Raw genomic sequence first — 18,156 nt, forward strand, 5'->3', positions numbered from 1 at the left:
TTCTAAACATAATGATTACAATACACGAAGCGATTACCAAAAAAGAATTAACTGATTTTATTAAGTTCCCTTTTACCATTTACAAAAACAACGAAAACTGGATTCCGCCGCTAATTGCAGATGAATTAGAAGGCTTTGATAAAAAAAACAATCCAGCTTTTGAAAATGCTGAGGCATATTTCTATGTTGCCAAAAGAAATCAAGAAATAGTAGGACGAATTGCTGCCATAATTAATTGGAGCGAAGTAAACGACCAAGACAAACGCAAAGTCCGTTTTGGCTGGTTTGACGTAATTGATGATATCGAAGTTACAAAAGCACTATTAGAAAAGGTATACGAATTAGGTAGAAAACACCAAATGATTTATGCTGAAGGACCAATGGGTTTTTCCAACTTAGATAAAGTAGGGGTTTTAACCGAAGGTTTTGATCAAATTGGCACAATGATTACTTGGTACAACCATCCCTATTATGCACAACATTTTGAACAATTAGGTTATATCAAAGAAAAAGAATATATCGAAAGTACCTTTCCTTTTGCTAATGTGAAACCCGAGTTTTTTGAGAAAGCAAATGACTTGGTTCGTAAAAGATACCAACTTAGTCCACTTAATTTCAAAACTACTGCAGAGGTAATGCCTCATGTAGATAAAATGTTCGATTTATTTAACAAGTCTTACGCGTCACTATCGTCGTTTGTAGCTATTTCTGACACTCAAAAAGAATATTTCAAAAAGAAATACATTAGTTTTATAAATCCTGAATACATCAAGTTTGTGGAAGACAAGGACCACAATATCGTCGCTTTTAGCATCGTTATGCCTGACTTTGCCCCAGCTTTGAAAAAGGCAAAAGGAAAGTTATTCCCTTTTGGATTTATCCATCTTTTAAAAGCCAAAAAACAGAGCAAAAATGTCATTTTTTATCTAATTGGTGTTTTGCCCGAATATCAAAATAAGGCAGTGACCGCCATCATCTTTAAGGAATATTACGAAACTTTTAAAAAATTGAATATTCAAGATTGTTTTAGAACACCTGAACTTGCGGACAATGCAGCTAGTATGAATTTATGGAAACATTTTGATCCAAAAATTCACAAACGCAGATGTACCTACAAAAAAGATTTGTAGAACTATTGCGTAAGCCGAAACTTAAAACCATAAAAAAAGGAGTAAAACAATGTTTTTCTCCTTTTTTAATTTATCTCCAAGAACTTAAAATAGTTAACTTCTTTGAACTATGTTGTCTAAATTCGTTTCGGAATTATGCTTCCATATCTACAGTAGTGGTTGCTGCAATTTGTTTGTAAGTTCCATTTACTAATTTCTCGCGGATAGCTTCAAAAGCTGCCAAAGTTTCATCAATATCAGCTAAAGTATGTGAAGCAGTTGGAATCATACGTAATAAAATAATTCCTTTTGGAATTACTGGATACACCACAATTGACAAGAAAATACCGTAGTTTTCTCTTAAGTCGTTCACCATTACCATTGCTTCAGGAATACTTCCTTCTAGGTAAACAGGTGTAATACAAGTGTTCGTATCTCCAATATTAAAGCCTTTTTGTTTTAATCCGTTTTGCAACGCATTAACATTCTCCCATAATTTATCTTTTATCGCAGAAGATTCACGCAATAATTGTAAACGTTTTAACGAACCGATGGTTTGAATCATTGGTAATGCTTTAGCAAACATTTGAGAACGCATGTTGTATTTCAAATAATCAATAATGTCTTTATCTGCTGCTAAAAAAGCACCAATATTCGCCATTGATTTTGCAAAAGTCGAAAAATACACATCAATTCCGTCTTGACAACCTTGCTCCTCACCTGCTCCAGCACCGGTTTTTCCTAAAGTTCCAAAACCATGCGCATCATCAACTAACAAACGGAAATTGTATTTTTCTTTTAAAGCTACAATCTCTTTCAATTTTCCTTGTTGCCCACGCATTCCAAAAACACCTTCGGTAATGAACAAAATCCCGCCGCCAGTTTCGGTTGCCATTTTAGTAGCACGCTGCAGGTTTTTCTCCATACTTTCGATATCGTTATGCTTGTATGTAAAACGTTTTCCACTATGCAAACGTACACCATCAATAATACATGCGTGCGCATCAACATCATATACAATAATATCGTTTCTTGTTACAAGAGCATCAATTGCTGACATGATTCCTTGGTAACCAAAATTCAATAAATATGCTGATTCTTTCATTACAAAAGCAGCTAATTCTTGCTCCAATTGCTCATGGTATTTCGTGTGTCCACTCATCATACGCGCACCCATCGGGTAAGCAGCTCCAAATTGCACAGCTGCATCAGTATCTGCTTTACGTACTTCAGGATGATTGGCTAGACCTAGGTAGTCATTCAAACTCCAATTCAAAATATTTTTTCCACCAAACTGCATTCTTGGTCCTAATTCACCTTCTAATTTTGGAAAAACAAAATAACCTTCGGCTTGAGAAGCCCATTTCCCTAAAGGTCCTTTATTGTTTTGAATCCTTTCGAATAAATCTTTTACCATAATATGTCAAGTAATAATTTTAATTTTAAGAAGTTGCAAAAATAATTATTTAATTTTATAAAGGACTTGAAAATAAATTTATTTTTTTCGGTTATAAATAGCTTAAAATCATGAAGAATTCCTGCAGACAAGTAAAAACTTCACAAATTATGCAAGCAATTTTCTAACAGTCGATAATATTGTAGATTATAATTTTCATAGTACCGTTGCCATTTTAACTTTGTATATTTGGCTGCAGCTTGTTAAACAATAATAGATCATGTCACAAAACACCAAAGAGTTAAAATTAGCCGTATTAATTGACGCCGACAACGTACCTTACAGTAATGTAAAAGGTATGATGGAGGAAATTGCAAAATTTGGCACACCCACCACTAAACGCATTTATGCAGATTGGACCAAACCAAACGCTGCAGGTTGGAAAAGTGTTTTGTTAGAACACGCCATTACTCCAATTCAGCAATACAGCTACACTGTGGGTAAAAACTCTTCAGATTCAGCAATGATAATTGATGCCATGGATTTATTGTACTCTGATAAAGTGGATGGATTTTGTATTGTGTCTAGTGATTCCGACTTTACTCGACTAGCCATTCGATTGCGTGAGTCAGGCATGAAAGTAATTGGAATTGGAGAACAAAAAACACCAAATTCATTTATTGTAGCTTGTGACCGATTTGTTTACATCGAAGTTTTGGATGGTGCCACAAAAAAAGTGTCTCCCAAAAGAGCCAACACCGATACGAAAAAGACCGTGACCAAAAGCCTAAACAAAATTGATTTGCAAACCATTGAACTTATTGAGGCAACAATTGAAGATATTGGTGACGAAAGCGGCTGGGCTTTTCTTGGTGATGTAGGCAATTTGATTGTCAAGAAAAAACCTGAATTTGACCCCAGAAATTATGGATACACGAAACTAACACCCATGTTAAAATCACTAACTGATATTTTAGAGATCGACGAACGCGACTCCGATAAAAAAGGAATAAAACACGTATACGTACGCTTGCGTTTTAGCTAAGTAATCGCTGAACTATTTCGAACAAAGTTTCTTTTTTTATAGGTTTTGTAATGTAATCATTCATACCTATTTCTTTAACTCGATCTCTGGTAGTTTCCATTACGTCTGCGGTAACGGCCACAATTGGTACATTGGTATTTTGCATTCCTGCCTCGCCGTTTCTTATTGCAATTGCGGCTTCATAACCATCCATAATTGGCATCTGCAAATCCATTAGAATCAAATCATAATCACTTTCCAATAGAAAATCAATGGCCTCTTGACCATTATTTGCGTAGGCTACATTAGTGTTTAGCCATTTTTTGGTAATCATTTTTATAACCATCTGATTAATCGGGTTATCCTCTACAACCAAAATAGATTTACCAGACAAATCATACTCAATCACCGTTTTAATAGGCTTGAATTTTTCAACATCCTTCAAAACAGCAAAATCAAGAGCTATTACGCAGGTCGTACCAACATCAACTGTGCTATTAATTCGGACTTGTCCTTTTTGCATATCAACCAAGGTTTTAACGATATATAAACCCAAACCTAAACCACCAAATTTTCGTTTGTTATTGATATCATTTTGCGAAAAAGAATCAAAAATACTTCCAATTTTTCTTTTGGAAATCCCAATTCCAGTATCAGAAACAGTCAATACCACATGAGCATTATTACCCTCAATGATTTCGCAACTTATAGTAAATTTGACATGACCTTGACCTGTAAATTTTATAGCATTATTCAAGACATTGTTGACAATTTGAACAAATCTATTTACGTCTCCTTCCACACGATCGGGAAAAGTACCACTTTGCACAAACTCAAACTCGAGTCCTTTGTCTTTGGCGCGATAAATGGCATTATTTTTTAAATTATTCAATACTTCAAGAAGATTGAAAGGACTTTTATCTAATCTTAGTTCTCCTTTTTCAATTTTAGAAAAGTCTAAAATATCGTTTACAGAACTCAATAAACTGTGCGAAGAGTATTTAATAATTTGACAATTTTCTCGAATTTTATCATCTTGAACCTCAGTAGAAATATTTTCGATTAAGTTTAAAATGGCATTCAGCGGCGTCCGCAATTCATGACTTATGTTCGATAAGAAGTACGATTTCAAATCGTTCATCTCTTCAGAACGAACCAAAGCAAGACGATTTAATTCGTTTTTTTCGTTCTTAAGATTTCGAATTAAATTAGACATTGATAATGATAGAAAGATTACCTCAAGTGCTGTACCTAATTTAGAGCTATTTTGTGTAAAAAAAGTAATAGGTAACAATCCAAAATTGTATAATAGAAAAACACCAAAACCTAAAATTAAAAACAAAATTCCTACCGTAAAATAGGAGTCTACCGGTTTTTTAGTATAATATAAAAAACCTATTGAATACACAATAAGTAATAAAAAAACTAAAGTTAAGACGTTTACTAATACATAAGAAAACAACAAAATACTCGGTAAAAAAAACACGGAAAATAGGAGAAAAATCAACAAACCATAGGCCACCTTAAAAAGCATATAGATTGTTTTACTGTTTTCTTTAATTTTCAAGTATAGTTGGCTGTACATACCTGTCAAAAACACTGCAACGATAGCAATAAGCAAAATGGCATGTTTAGAAAACCAACTTCCATCAGACACCACTAGTTTATAAAAGAAACCATCTAATGCAAATTGTAAAAAACCAACAAACAAGACATACAAACTGTAAAAAAGAAAGATTTTTTCCTTTAAAGCCAAGAAGAAGAAAAAGTAAATAATGGCAACAATCAATAACATGCCATAGAATATACCGAAAAATAGATTTTCATTAGCCAACTTAGCAACGTAACTATCCGTTGAGTAAATCAGCATTGGAGTTTTAAGAACCTCGCCATCACTCTTCAAATGCAAATACAAATCAAACTGACTATTTGGAGGTAGAGTTAATTCAAAAATTGATTTTCGACTAGTAAAGTCACGACTCTCGAAGGGTTTTGCGTCTCCACTAATTTTTTTGGTGGTTTTACCAGTTATACGATCAATAACATACAATTCAACGACATCAGTCATTGGTCTTGCCGTTTCTAAATAATAATGAAACTCCACATTTGTAGCGTTTGCTATACCTGTTTTTAACCAAAAATGATGTTGTGAGAAACCTAAATCATCATTTTCAGTCTGCAAAGGAGTAGGTTTAAAACTATCAAAACCTTTTGTCACTTGCTCAATAGTTAAAACACGATCTTCAACGTCAATTATAGAAGTATACTCGTGTAAAGAAAACGTATTTAATGAAGTATTACTTTTTATAACAAATTGTGCTCGGGAATTAACAGAGAGTAAAATAACTAAAACCAAACCCAAAAAAGCGAAATTATTTTTTGTCTTTTTTTCTCCCATACTGCTATAATTCTAGAATCCCTGCGATGATATTTACGTGCGAATCGCACATTTGGTTTTACTTGACAAGCTAAAGTTAATTATAAAAAAGACACAAAAGTAAAATTTAATAAAAGGTTTTAGTGAAAAACACTATTAAAAAACAAAATCGAATTGATTCGTGAATAAATTGTACTGCTACTAAAACAAGAAAGTAATTTACTTGTATCGTTTCCCTAGGCCTTCTGCAAATTATTATATTTGCTAAAATAAACAGATATCATGAAAATAGTTTTTGCCTCCAACAACCCAAATAAAATAGCCGAATTACAAAGCATGATGCCAGACAGCATTACCATAATGTCACTGGAAAGTATTGGTTGTCATGAAGAAATCCCCGAAACTGCATCCACAATTGAAGGCAATGCCATTTTAAAAGCGAATTACGTTACCCAAAACTACGGCTATGATTGTTTTGCCGATGACACAGGTCTTGAAGTAGCTGCATTGAATGGCGAACCGGGAGTTTATAGCGCCAGATATGCCGGAGAGCAACGCAATGCTGATGACAATATGAACAAACTTTTAGGAGCACTTGCAACCAAAAATGATCGAAGTGCTCAGTTCAAAACAGTTATTGCACTGAACCTTAACGGAGAACAGCATCTTTTTACAGGAATTGCAAAAGGAGAAATAACAACTGAAAAAATTGGTAATGAAGGCTTTGGATACGACCCAATTTTTCAACCCGAAGGATATCAAGAAACATTCGCTCAATTGCCCCTGAGCTTGAAGAACAAAATCAGTCATAGAGGTAAAGCAACACAGCAATTGCTTGATTTTCTTCGTGAAAAAAAATAGCACTGTTGAAACATAACATTTTTACAACAATTCCATACTAAACAAGTCATAATTTAACACATTATTTTTTAAAAAGCCTTTATCTATTTGAACAACAAAACATAACTTTCTGATAATCAAATTGTAATAAAACCACAAATCTTCAGATTGCATTAGTTTATATGGATATTTTAGAGTAATTTTGCACCCTATTTTAAAAATACATATGAATAAATTTGAACAATTAGGATTGAGTGAATCGTTACTGAAGGCGGTTTTAGATCTAGGATTTGAAAATCCGAGCGAAGTACAGGAGAAAGCGATTCCCCTATTATTGGAAAAAGATACAGATATGGTTGCGTTGGCTCAGACAGGGACAGGGAAAACGGCAGCTTTTGGTTTTCCAGTTATCCAAAAAATTGATGCTAACAACAGAAACACACAAGCATTAATTTTATCTCCAACGCGCGAGTTGTGTTTGCAGATTACCAACGAACTTAAAAACTACTCTAAATACGAAAAAGGTATTAATGTGGTAGCAGTTTACGGTGGAGCTAGCATTACAGAACAAGCTAGAGAAATAAAGAGAGGCGCACAAATCATTGTGGCAACTCCAGGAAGAATGCAAGACATGATTAACAGAGGTTTAGTAAACATCACTGGAATCAACTACTGCATTCTAGATGAAGCAGATGAGATGCTAAACATGGGATTCTACGAAGACATTGTTAACATTTTATCTACAACTCCAGACGACAAAAACACTTGGTTATTCTCTGCAACTATGCCTGCTGAAGTAGCACGTATTGGTAAGCAATTTATGACCGATCCAGTTGAAGTAACTGTAGGTGCTAAAAACTCTGGTTCAAACACAGTATCACACGAATTTTACTTAGTTAACGCACGTGATCGTTACGAAGCTCTAAAGCGTTTGGCCGATGCAAATCCTGATATCTTTTCAGTTGTTTTTTGTCGTACCAAAAGAGACACACAAGCAGTTGCTGAAAAATTGATTGAAGACGGATATAGCGCTGCAGCACTGCACGGAGATTTATCTCAAGCACAGCGTGATGGAGTTATGAAATCGTTCCGTGGTCGTCAAATTCAAATGCTTGTAGCTACTGACGTTGCCGCTCGTGGAATTGATGTTGATAACATTACACACGTAGTAAACTATCAATTACCTGACGAAATTGAAACTTATAACCACCGTTCTGGCCGTACAGGTCGTGCAGGTCGTTTAGGAACATCAATTGTTATTGTTACCAAAAGTGAATTGCGTAAAATTTCTTCCATCGAAAGAATTATTAAGCAAAAATTCGAAGAAAAAGTTATTCCATCAGGAATCGAAATCTGCGAAATTCAATTGTTGCACTTAGCTACAAAAATAAAAGATACTGAGGTTGATCACGAAATTGACAACTATTTACCAGCTATCAACAGTGTTCTTGAAGGTTTATCTAAAGAAGAGTTGATCAAGAAAATGGTTTCAGTTGAATTCAACCGTTTCATCAATTACTACAAGAAAACAAGAGACATTTCTTCACAATCTGGAGAAAGACGCGAAAGAAGCGACGACAGAGAACCGAGAGAAAACAACAATGGCGGAGCAACTCGTTATTTTGTAAACATCGGGTCAAGAGATAACTTTGACTGGATGTCATTAAAAGATTACTTGAAAGAAACATTAGACTTAGGTCGTGATGACGTTTTCAAAGTAGATGTAAAAGAAGGTTTCTCTTTCTTTAACACGGATCCAGAACACACTGATAAAGTAATGGAAATATTGAATAACGTTCAATTAGAAGGACGTAGAATCAATGTTGAAATTTCTAAAAATGACGGTGGCGGAAGACGTGATCACAACGGAAGAAATTCTGGTGGTGGTTTTGGCGGAAGAAGTTCAGCTCCTAGAAGAGAAGGAAGTTTTGCACCAAGAAGAGAAGGTTCAGGCGGATTTAAAAGTGATAGAGGCGGTTTTTCTTCAAGAAGAGAAGGCGGTTTTTCATCGGATAGATCAAGAAGCGAAGGCGGATCTGACAGAGCACCAAGACGTTCTGAAAGTTTTGGAGACGCTCCTAGACCAAGAAGACCAAGAAGAGACTAACGTTTAGTTAATTTTCTTATAATTATAAGAGAACTACAAAATATTTAATCTTGATTTATTACTTTTAAAGTCTTAAATCTAAGTATGAAATATTTTGTAGTTTTTCTATTTATAACACTTTCAATATCTGCTTTTTCGCAAGTTAGAGAGCCATCACAAAGAGTAGAAGGAATCATCCTGAGTAACACGACCAAGCAACCGCTTTCGAGCGTAAACATCATCAACGTCAATAAAGTACGAGGAGCCACAACTGATGAAAGCGGCCACTTTGAACTTGATGTACAAGTAAATGACACTTTACACATTACTAGTTTAGGATATCAATCTTTGCGCGTGCGCGTTACCAATGACTGGATCAAAAACAGAACCACTAAAATTCAATTGACAGAAAAGGCTATTGCACTTGAAGAAGTTGTTATTAGACCTTTCAATTTAACTGGATATTTAGAGGTAGACAGCAAGATAATCCCTGTAAAAGAAAACTACCGCTACAGTATTTCAGGCTTAACACAAGGCTATGAAGCTGGGCAATACTCTCCAAACGCATTTGGAAAAGTTTTAGGATCGATATTCAATCCCGCCGATTTACTCTATAATTTCTTTGGTAAAAATCCGAAAGAATTGAAGAAGTTAAAAGAGATGAAAAAAGATGATACGGTACGCAAACTACTAGAATCTAAGTTTGACCGAGAAACCATTGCGGTTTTATTAGGGATAGATAAAAATGAAATCCCTGAAATATTACAACGTTGCAACTACTCTGAATCGTTTATTAAAACTGCTAACGATTTGCAAATTATGGATGCCATAAGTGCTTGCTACGAAGATTATAAAGTCCTAAAAAAGAAATAAAATAAAATAGAATAAAGTTACTTATTGATAAAATCCTCTTTTGATAAAACAAAAAGAGGATTTTTTATTTAAAAGAATTTCAAACAAAAAAAACACTCCTAAAAGAAGTGTTTTCAAAAAGATTTTATGACAATCTGCAGCTCCTAATTTCATCAAGAACTGCGGTCAAAAATTATTTTATTTAAGAGGAATATTAGCCAATATTTCAACGAAGAATTTCCAAAACTTTTGAGAAGAGGATATGCTCGCTCTTTCATCTGGCGAATGCGCTCCGTGAATTGTTGGCCCAAATGAAATCATATCCATATCTGGATAATTTGTTCCCAAAATACCACATTCTAAACCGGCATGACAAGCCACAACTCGTGGTTTTTCGCCATTTTGCTTTTCATAAAGCGGCACCAAAACATCTAAAATTTCAGATTTAGAATTCGGTGTCCAACCCGGATAAGAGCCTGAAAACTCTACTTCGCAGCCCATTAATTCAAATGCAGATCGCAAACCATTAGCCAAGTCAAACTTAGCTGTTTCAACAGATGAACGAGTTAAACACTGAACTGTAAGTTGCCCCTCTCCTAGCATCACTTTTGCAATGTTATTGGAAGTTTCAACTAAATTATCAAAGTCGGCACTCATACTGTACACGCCATTGTGTGCAGTGTACATAGCGCGCACAAAATAAAACTGCGCAATCGAAGGCATTACTTTAGCTGGTGTCGCCTCTAATTTTTCAAAAACAACTTCTAAATTTGGCTCGGTCGTTTTTAATTCGGTTTTGATTTCGTTTACAATTTGCTGCATGTCAAAAACAAAAGCCTCATCGTACACTTCGGCAATAATTACTTTAGCCACACTTTCTCTCGGAATAGCGTTGCGCAAGCTACCACCTTTTATTTCAGCAATTTGCAATCCAAAATTATCAAATCCGTCAAATAACAAACGATTCATAATTTTGTTGGCATTTCCTAATCCTTTGTGAATGTCCATACCTGAGTGCCCACCATTTAAGCCTTTTACCGTAATGTTGTAACCTACAGAACCTTCAGGAGTTTCCTCTTCGTCATATTCGGCTGTGGCTGTAACATCAATACCACCAGCACAACCTATGTCAATTTCATCATCTTCTTCAGTATCTAAGTTCAATAAAATTTGACCTTGCAAAATACCACCTTGCAGGTTCAACGCTCCCGTCATACCAGTTTCCTCATCAATGGTAAACAAAGCTTCAATAGCTGGATGCGCAATTGTAGTGCTCTCTAAAACAGCCATAATTGCTGCTACTCCTAAACCATTATCGGCACCTAAAGTGGTACCGCGCGCACGAACCCAGTCGCCATCAACATACATGTCAATACCTTGCGTATCAAAATCAAATGCGGTGTCTCCGTTTTTTTGATGCACCATATCCAAATGTCCTTGAAGCACAATAGGTTTGCGGTTTTCCATTCCGGCAGTAGCAGGTTTACGAATAATCACATTGCGAATTTCGTCTTCAAAGGTTTCCAAACCAAGGCTTTCGCCGAAGTTTTTCATGAAAGCAATTACACGATCTTCTTTTTTTGAAGGTCGAGGTACTGCGTTCAAATCTGCAAATTTATTCCAAAGCGCTTTCGGCTCTAGGTTTCTTATTTCTTGACTCATGTCGTCTATTTAGATGTTTACATTATTGAAAGTTCAAAGTTACAAAGTTTAAAATCGATTACGATAGAAATGATATTGTAATTATATTTACGGGAATAAAAAAAATACTCGTGCGCAAATCCTACTTCTTGTCCCTTTTTCTATTATTTCAAATTGTACTATTACAAATTTTGCCGTATTTCCCTGAACAGGTCGAAACATTGTACAGCCACACGTTATACCCTATTTTTTCGCGATTTTTAAGAAGTAGTTTGGGAAAAATTCCTTTTTCAGTGGGAGATGTTCTCTATTTTATTTTGATATTGTTTTTAATACGATGGGTTTGGAATTTAAAAAAATCTTGGCTTTCCAATCGAAAGAAAACCATTCTGGGAATACTAAACTTTTGTTCGGTGCTTTATTTTTGTTTTCACTTTTTGTGGGGATACAATTACTACCGACAACCTTTGCACGAAAAGCTACAGCTTCAAAAAGAATACAGCAACGAAGATTTACTGCTTTTTACAGAAAAATTAATCGTTAAAACCAACGCTATTCATCATCAAATTACGGGAGTAAAAAACAAAAAAATGATGATCCCTTACAGCGCCGCTGCTATTTTCAAAATGAATCAAAACGGTTACGATAACTTAGCAAAAGAATATCCTTTCTTGAAATACGAAAAAGCGAGCATAAAAAAATCGCTTTGGAGTACACCCTTAACTTACATGGGTTTTGGTGGTTATTTGAATCCTTTTACGAATGAAGCTCAGGTAAACTCGCTCGGACCGATGTACAGTTTGGCCATGACTACCAATCATGAAATGGCGCACCAAATAGGATATGCAAGCGAAAGCGAATGTAATTTTATTGGATTTATGGCTAGTACTAAAAACACGAATCCTTACATCAAATATTCTGGCTACAGCCTTGCGCTGCGGTATTGCTTGGCTAACTGGCAGGCTCGAGATGAAAAACAATATCAAATTTTACTAAAGAAAATAAATCCTGGAATCATTCAGAATTACAAAGAAAGCATTGCTTTTTGGGAACAATACGATACTTTTATCGACAAGGCTTTTCACGCTTTTTATGATCAATTTTTGAAACTCAATCAGCAACAAGACGGCTTAAATAGTTACAGCAAATATGTTGATTTGATGGTAAACTATTACAAAGACAAACCGCTGTAACAAAACAATAAATTCGGCATATTGAACAGAATAACAAGCTACATTAGACTACAATTCATCAGTAGTAAAAGTGGTAAAACTTCTTTTTTTGTAGGGTCTAATAATTAATCGGCCTTCACGATCAAATCGAATATAGTTGTACACCCAATTCAAGAAAACAACAGCTCGGTTTTTAAAACCAATCAAGGCAAATAAATGCACAAACATCCAAACGAACCAAGCAAAAACGCCATGAAAATGATATTTTGGCAAGTCGACTACCGCTTTGTTCCTACCGATAGTTGCCATAGAACCTTTGTCATTGTATTCAAAAGCTTTCATGGGTTTGTTATGCATGAGTTGCACTAAGTTTTCGCCTAATAATTCTCCTTGCTGTAAGGCAGGCTGCGCCATCATAGGATGCCCTTGCGGAAACAAGTCTGACTCCATAGTAGCTATATCACCAATGGCGAAAACGTTATTACATCCGCGAACTTGATTGAATTCGTTGACTCTAATTCTAGCTGCTTTATCCACGAGTTCACTCCCTTTGATTCCGGCTAGTAAAGCACCTTGTACGCCCGCTGTCCAGATCACAGTAGCGGTTTCAAATTGCAGCTCAGAATTGGTACTAATTGTTCGACCATCATAATTGGTCACACGTACATTTTTCCAAATCACCACACCCAAGCTTTCTAGAAACTGTTGCGCCGCTGCAGATGATTCTTCGCTCATAGTATTTAAAATGCGATCACCACTTTGGATTAGATTAATTTGCATTTTGCCCATGTCTAAATCGGGATAATCCTTTTGCAAAATGGCTTTTTTCATTTCGGCCAGAGCACCCGCTAATTCTACTCCCGTTGGGCCGCCGCCCACAAGAACAAAGTTCATCAACGCTTTTTGCTCTGTAGGATCTTGTGTGAGCACCGCTTGTTCAAAATTTTCAAGAATCAAACTGCGAATATTAAGCGATTGCGGTATGGTTTTCATTGACATACTGTTGCGTTCAATTTCTTTATTACCAAAAAAATTGGTTTTAGAACCAGTTGCAATTACTAGATAATCATAGGTTAAATCACCAATTTCGGTACTGATTTTCTGGTTTTGAGTATCAATTTCTTGCACATTGGTTAACCTGAAATAAAAGTCGCGGTACTCCTGAATTACTTTTCGGATGGGATAAGCAATCGAGCCCGCCTCTAAACCTCCAGTGGCCACTTGATACAACAAAGGTTGAAACGTATGGTAGTTGTGTTTGTCAAGCAACACGACTTGCAAATTTTTGTTTTTGAGTTTTTTAGCAACTGCTAAACCAGCAAATCCGCCTCCAATGATAACAACGCGCGGCAAAGTAGATTTAGGAATATTCATAGTATTCAAAATGAAAATAGTGTATTCAAAGGTACATTTATTTTGTAAGTAGCAAGATCAAAGCAATAAAAAGCCAAAATAAAATTATTAGTTTTATGAAAATTAATCGACTTTAGAGCCCCGATAGCAGCGGCATCCCTCGCCATTTTTTTTGGCGAGGATATAGCGGAGAGCGGGACTAGGCGACTTATGGAAAGGGAAAATTCCTGCTCCTAGAAAAAAAATTAGGACTTTTGTAACAAAATTCAGAAGCGCAGTACTAACGTAAATATGAATACACAATTAGAACAATCCTTTGTGCAGCAATTGCAAGAAAACCAGAATATAATCCACAAGATTTGTCGGTTGTATACCAATGGTGACGATGCGCATAAAGACTTGTTTCAAGAAATCACGATTCAATTATGGAAGGCGTATCCTAAATTTAGAGGGGATAGCAAGTTTAGCACTTGGGCCTACCGCGTGGCCCTAAACACAGCCATTACGCTTTACCGCAAAACCAAACGCTCAATAAATACCGTTGAATTTGAAGGGAGGCAGCATTTTTTAAATGAGGTGGAGTACAATTATGAGGAGGAAGAACAATTAAAATTAATGTATGCCGCTGTTTACCAATTGAATGATATTGAAAAGGCGTTAATTTTTATGTATTTAGAAGATAAAGATTACCAAGAAATATCAGAAACATTGGGTATTAGCGAAGTTAACGCAAGGGTAAAAATGAACAGAATTAAAGGGAAATTAAAAAAAATATTAAATCCATTAGGATAATGAAAGAACTGGATTTACTTAAAAAAGACTGGCAAAGGAGCGAAAACTCTTTCGAACAAGTGAGCGCAGATGCGATTTACCAGATGATACACAAAAAATCATCATCGGTAGTGAAATGGATATTAATTGTGAGTATATTAGAGTTTGTTTTATTGAATGGTTTATCATTTTTCCTAAACAGCAAGGAATACGATGCTTTTGTGTTGGCGCATCCGATTATCAAAACGATTGAGATCATCAATTACGTTGTAATTTTTGGTTTTATTGTATTGTTTTTCAGGAACTACAGATTAATATCCACCCTAACCTCGGCTAAAGAACTCATCAAACAAATTTTGACCACACGTAAAGTCGTTAAATTTTATATTTTGTGGAATATAGTGTTTGGTGGACTCACAGGTACCTATACAGCAATAGAAGGTTTCAATGAAGGGCAAAAAGCAGCAAATTCACAAGCAGAGCTTTTAGATAGCGAAAACATACTTGTAATATTGATTTTTGCACTGATTATCATGGGTTTAATTTGGTGTTTTTACAAGCTCATTTACGGTAGTTTCTTGTCGAGATTATCAAAAAATTACACCGAATTGAAAAAAATTGACTTATAATATGAAGTTATGACCTCAATGAAATACAAACAGACAAAGTTTTTCATTATGGAGATTCACTTAAAAAATAAAAGTTCGTAAGCACGGAAAACGTTTTATAAAACCAAGGAACCAAAAAACAATCGCACTGTTTTTTGGTTCCTTTTTTTATGTGAAATTAGAGTATAAATAGTTTCAAATAAAATCTGATTTATATTTACTTCCACAATCGCATCATTTACTGAAACAAACCTAGGCCAACTATTGCTTGTGTTTTTGTAAAGGGCTATATTTGCAGTATAAAACTATCAAACAATGATTAAGATTACTTTGCCCGACGGGTCAATTAGAGAGTTTGCTCCAGGAGCGACTCCCATGGATGTTGCTAAAAGCATAAGCGAAGGATTTGCAAGAAATGTAATTTCGGCTTCTTTCAATGGTACCACTATTGAAACCACCACTGCATTGACCACCGACGGAAGTCTAACATTGTATACTTGGAACGATGCGGAAGGAAAGAAAGCTTTTTGGCACTCGACTTCGCACGTAATGGCTCAGGTTTTAGAAGAAATGTACCCAGGTATAAAGTTAACTCTTGGACCAGCTGTTTCTAATGGATTTTACTATGATGTAGACTTTGAAAATCATAAAATTACTGATGCTGATTTCAAAAAAATCGAAGACAGAGTTTTAGAGATTTCAAGAGGGAAACACGAATTTAAATTGCGTCCGGTGTCAAAAGCGGAAGCACTCGAACTATACAAAGACAACGTTTACAAAACAGAATTAATCACTAATCTAGAAGACGGAACGATTACGTTTTGTGATCACGATACTTTCACAGATTTATGCCGTGGTGGCCATATTCCGAACACAGGAATTATCAAAGCCATGAAAATCATGAGTGTTGCCGGAGCTTACTGGCGTGGAGACGAGAAAAACAAACAGTTGACTCGCGTTTACGGTACCTCATTCCCAAAACAAAAAGACCTAACAGAATACTTAGAATTACTTGAAGAAGCGAAAAGACGCGACCACAGAAAGCTAGGTAAAGAGTTAGAGCTATTTGCTTTTTCACAAAAAGTTGGACAAGGATTACCATTGTGGTTACCAAAAGGAGCTGCATTGAGAGACCGATTGGAGCAATTTTTGAAAAAAGCACAGAAAAAAGCGGGTTACGAGCAAGTAGTTACGCCACATATTGGTCAAAAAGAATTGTATGTAACATCAGGTCACTATGCAAAATACGGAGCAGATAGTTTTCAACCAATAAACACGCCTGCTGAAGGAGAAGAGTTTTTATTGAAGCCGATGAACTGTCCGCATCACTGTGAAATTTACAATGTACGTCCGTGGTCATATAAAGATTTGCCAAAGCGTTACGCTGAATTCGGAACTGTTTACCGTTACGAACAGAGTGGAGAATTGCACGGTTTAACTCGAGTACGTGGATTTACTCAAGATGATGCACATATTTTTTGTACACCAGAACAACTGGATGAAGAATTCAAAAAAGTAATTGACTTGGTACTTTACGTTTTTGGATCACTTGGTTTCGAGAACTTTACCGCTCAAATATCATTGCGCGATAAAGAAAACAGAGACAAATACATTGGTACGGATGAAAACTGGGAAAAAGCAGAAAATGCCATCATCAATGCCGCAGCAGACAAAGGTTTAAATACCGTTGTAGAATACGGCGAAGCGGCGTTTTACGGACCAAAGTTAGATTTCATGGTTAAGGATGCTTTAGGAAGACAATGGCAGTTAGGAACCATCCAAGTAGATTACAACCTTCCGGAGCGTTTTGACTTAACCTACAAGGGTTCTGACAATGAATTACACCGCCCTGTGATGATTCACAGAGCACCATTTGGATCGATGGAACGCTTTATAGCTATATTATTAGAGCATACAGCAGGAAACTTCCCTCTTTGGTTAATGCCTGAACAAGCTATAATATTGTCTTTGAGCGAGAAATATGAAATATATGCGAAAAAAGTTTTAGATTTGCTAGAAAATCACGAAATTCGCGCCCTCATTGACAACAGAAATGAGACTATCGGCAAGAAAATTAGAGATGCCGAGATGCAAAAAACACCGTTCATGTTGATTGTAGGTGAAGAAGAAGAAAAGAACGGAACTATTTCAATTCGTCGTCACGGACAAGAAGGAAAAGGTAATGTTACCGTTACAATAGAAGAATTTGCAGCTATTGTAAATGAGGAAATTAGCAAAACATTGAAAGTATTTACAGTTTAACTTAAATTATAAAGTCATAGCAATAAGAAGCAACAGAGGTTACCAACCTCGCGTAGAAAAAAAAGATGCACACAGAATAAATAATCTTATTCGTGGTGTACAAGAAGTAAGGCTTGTAGGAGAAAACATCGAACCAGGTGTTTTTAAACTAGCAGAAGCATTGCGTTTAGCCGATCAGTTTGAACTAGATTTAGTTGAGATCTCGCCAAATGCAGAGCCGCCAGTTTGTAAAATCATGGATTACAAGAAATTTGTTTACGAGCAAAAGAAACGTGACAAAGCGCTAAAAGCGAAATCTACACAAGTTGTGGTAAAAGAAATCCGTTTCGGACCTCAAACAGATGAGCATGATTATGAATTTAAAAGAAAAAATGCTGAAAAGTTTCTAAAAGAAGGAGCTAAATTAAAAGCATTTGTATTTTTCAAAGGACGTTCTATCATTTACAAAGATCAAGGTCAAATTTTGTTGTTAAGATTAGCAACAGATTTAGAAGAATTTGGAAAGGTAGAAGCGATGCCAGTTTTGGAAGGAAAGAGAATGATTATGTTCATTGCTCCTAAGAAGAAAAAATAAGTCTTAAAGTCAAAAGTCTTAAAGTCAAAAGTAAATAACTTTCGGCTTTAAGACTTTAAAAGCTTTACGACTATGCAATATAAGTAAGTAA

The 18,156-nt window shown here is 35.6% G+C and carries 14 protein-coding genes; 10 read left to right on the forward strand and 4 right to left on the reverse strand.

Annotated features, from left to right (window positions below; translation table 11 throughout):
• Positions 1–11: 11 nt before the first annotated feature.
• Positions 12–1,130, forward strand: coding sequence for a GTP cyclohydrolase (locus KBJ98_RS07410; RefSeq protein WP_210789134.1), 1,119 nt, complete (start codon positions 12–14; stop codon positions 1,128–1,130).
• A gap of 133 nt (positions 1,131–1,263) precedes the next feature.
• Here the strand turns inward: KBJ98_RS07410 and KBJ98_RS07415 are convergent, their stop codons facing one another.
• Positions 1,264–2,526 (reverse strand): aminotransferase class I/II-fold pyridoxal phosphate-dependent enzyme, encoded by a 1,263-nt coding sequence (locus KBJ98_RS07415; protein WP_210789136.1) that lies wholly within the window; start codon positions 2,524–2,526, stop codon positions 1,264–1,266.
• Positions 2,527–2,785: 259 nt separating this feature from the next.
• On the opposite strand from KBJ98_RS07415, the gene KBJ98_RS07420 reads away from it, so the two are divergent.
• Positions 2,786–3,550, forward strand: coding sequence for an NYN domain-containing protein (locus KBJ98_RS07420; protein WP_187038256.1), 765 nt, complete (start codon positions 2,786–2,788; stop codon positions 3,548–3,550).
• Here KBJ98_RS07420 and KBJ98_RS07425 read toward each other — a convergent pair.
• Positions 3,543–5,927: a hybrid sensor histidine kinase/response regulator gene (locus KBJ98_RS07425; RefSeq protein ID WP_210789138.1), complete on the reverse strand. Its 2,385-nt coding sequence runs from the start codon at positions 5,925–5,927 to the stop codon at positions 3,543–3,545. The genes KBJ98_RS07420 and KBJ98_RS07425 overlap by 8 nt on opposite strands.
• 261 nt (positions 5,928–6,188) lie before the next feature.
• Between KBJ98_RS07425 and KBJ98_RS07430 the strand changes: the two genes are divergently transcribed.
• The 3 genes from KBJ98_RS07430 (at position 6,189) to KBJ98_RS07440 (ending at position 9,705) form a co-directional block, all read left to right on the forward strand.
• Positions 6,189–6,767 (forward strand): non-canonical purine NTP diphosphatase, encoded by a 579-nt coding sequence (locus KBJ98_RS07430; RefSeq protein WP_210789139.1) that lies wholly within the window; start codon positions 6,189–6,191, stop codon positions 6,765–6,767.
• Between the two features lie 205 nt (positions 6,768–6,972).
• Positions 6,973–8,853, forward strand: coding sequence for a DEAD/DEAH box helicase (locus tag KBJ98_RS07435; RefSeq protein WP_210789141.1), 1,881 nt, complete (start codon positions 6,973–6,975; stop codon positions 8,851–8,853).
• An 84-nt stretch (positions 8,854–8,937) separates the two neighbouring features.
• Complete coding sequence (locus KBJ98_RS07440) at positions 8,938–9,705, forward strand: carboxypeptidase-like regulatory domain-containing protein (protein ID WP_210789143.1); 768 nt, start codon at positions 8,938–8,940, stop codon at positions 9,703–9,705.
• Positions 9,706–9,882: 177 nt separating this feature from the next.
• Here the strand turns inward: KBJ98_RS07440 and KBJ98_RS07445 are convergent, their stop codons facing one another.
• A complete protein-coding gene (locus tag KBJ98_RS07445) occupies positions 9,883–11,346 on the reverse strand; it encodes an aminoacyl-histidine dipeptidase (protein ID WP_210789144.1) in 1,464 nt (487 codons plus the stop codon).
• 110 nt (positions 11,347–11,456) lie between these two features.
• On the opposite strand from KBJ98_RS07445, the gene KBJ98_RS07450 reads away from it, so the two are divergent.
• Positions 11,457–12,518 (forward strand): DUF3810 domain-containing protein, encoded by a 1,062-nt coding sequence (locus tag KBJ98_RS07450; RefSeq protein WP_210789146.1) that lies wholly within the window; start codon positions 11,457–11,459, stop codon positions 12,516–12,518.
• Between the two features lie 48 nt (positions 12,519–12,566).
• On the opposite strand, the gene KBJ98_RS07455 is transcribed toward KBJ98_RS07450, so the two are convergent.
• Positions 12,567–13,871 carry an NAD(P)/FAD-dependent oxidoreductase gene (locus tag KBJ98_RS07455; RefSeq protein WP_210789147.1) on the reverse strand — a complete coding sequence of 435 codons (1,305 nt, stop codon included), beginning with the start codon at positions 13,869–13,871 and terminating at the stop codon, positions 12,567–12,569.
• A gap of 270 nt (positions 13,872–14,141) precedes the next feature.
• Here KBJ98_RS07455 and KBJ98_RS07460 point away from each other — a divergent pair, with 270 nt between their 5' ends.
• From KBJ98_RS07460 to infC, 4 genes are all read left to right on the forward strand, one after another.
• Positions 14,142–14,642, forward strand: coding sequence for an RNA polymerase sigma factor (locus KBJ98_RS07460; protein WP_210789148.1), 501 nt, complete (start codon positions 14,142–14,144; stop codon positions 14,640–14,642).
• On the forward strand, positions 14,642–15,250 hold the full coding sequence (locus KBJ98_RS07465) for a hypothetical protein (RefSeq protein WP_210789149.1): 609 nt from the start codon (positions 14,642–14,644) through the stop codon (positions 15,248–15,250). The genes KBJ98_RS07460 and KBJ98_RS07465 overlap by 1 nt, the downstream gene beginning before the upstream one ends.
• A 294-nt stretch (positions 15,251–15,544) precedes the next feature.
• Positions 15,545–17,491, forward strand: a complete 1,947-nt coding sequence (gene thrS, locus KBJ98_RS07470; protein WP_210789150.1) for a threonine--tRNA ligase — start codon at positions 15,545–15,547, stop codon at positions 17,489–17,491.
• A 16-nt stretch (positions 17,492–17,507) separates the two neighbouring features.
• A complete protein-coding gene (gene infC, locus KBJ98_RS07475) occupies positions 17,508–18,065 on the forward strand; it encodes a translation initiation factor IF-3 (protein ID WP_370637578.1) in 558 nt (185 codons plus the stop codon).
• Positions 18,066–18,156 lie beyond the last annotated feature (91 nt).

This window comes from Flavobacterium erciyesense (assembly GCF_018069925.1).
Taxonomy (GTDB): Bacteria; Bacteroidota; Bacteroidia; order Flavobacteriales; family Flavobacteriaceae; genus Flavobacterium; species Flavobacterium erciyesense.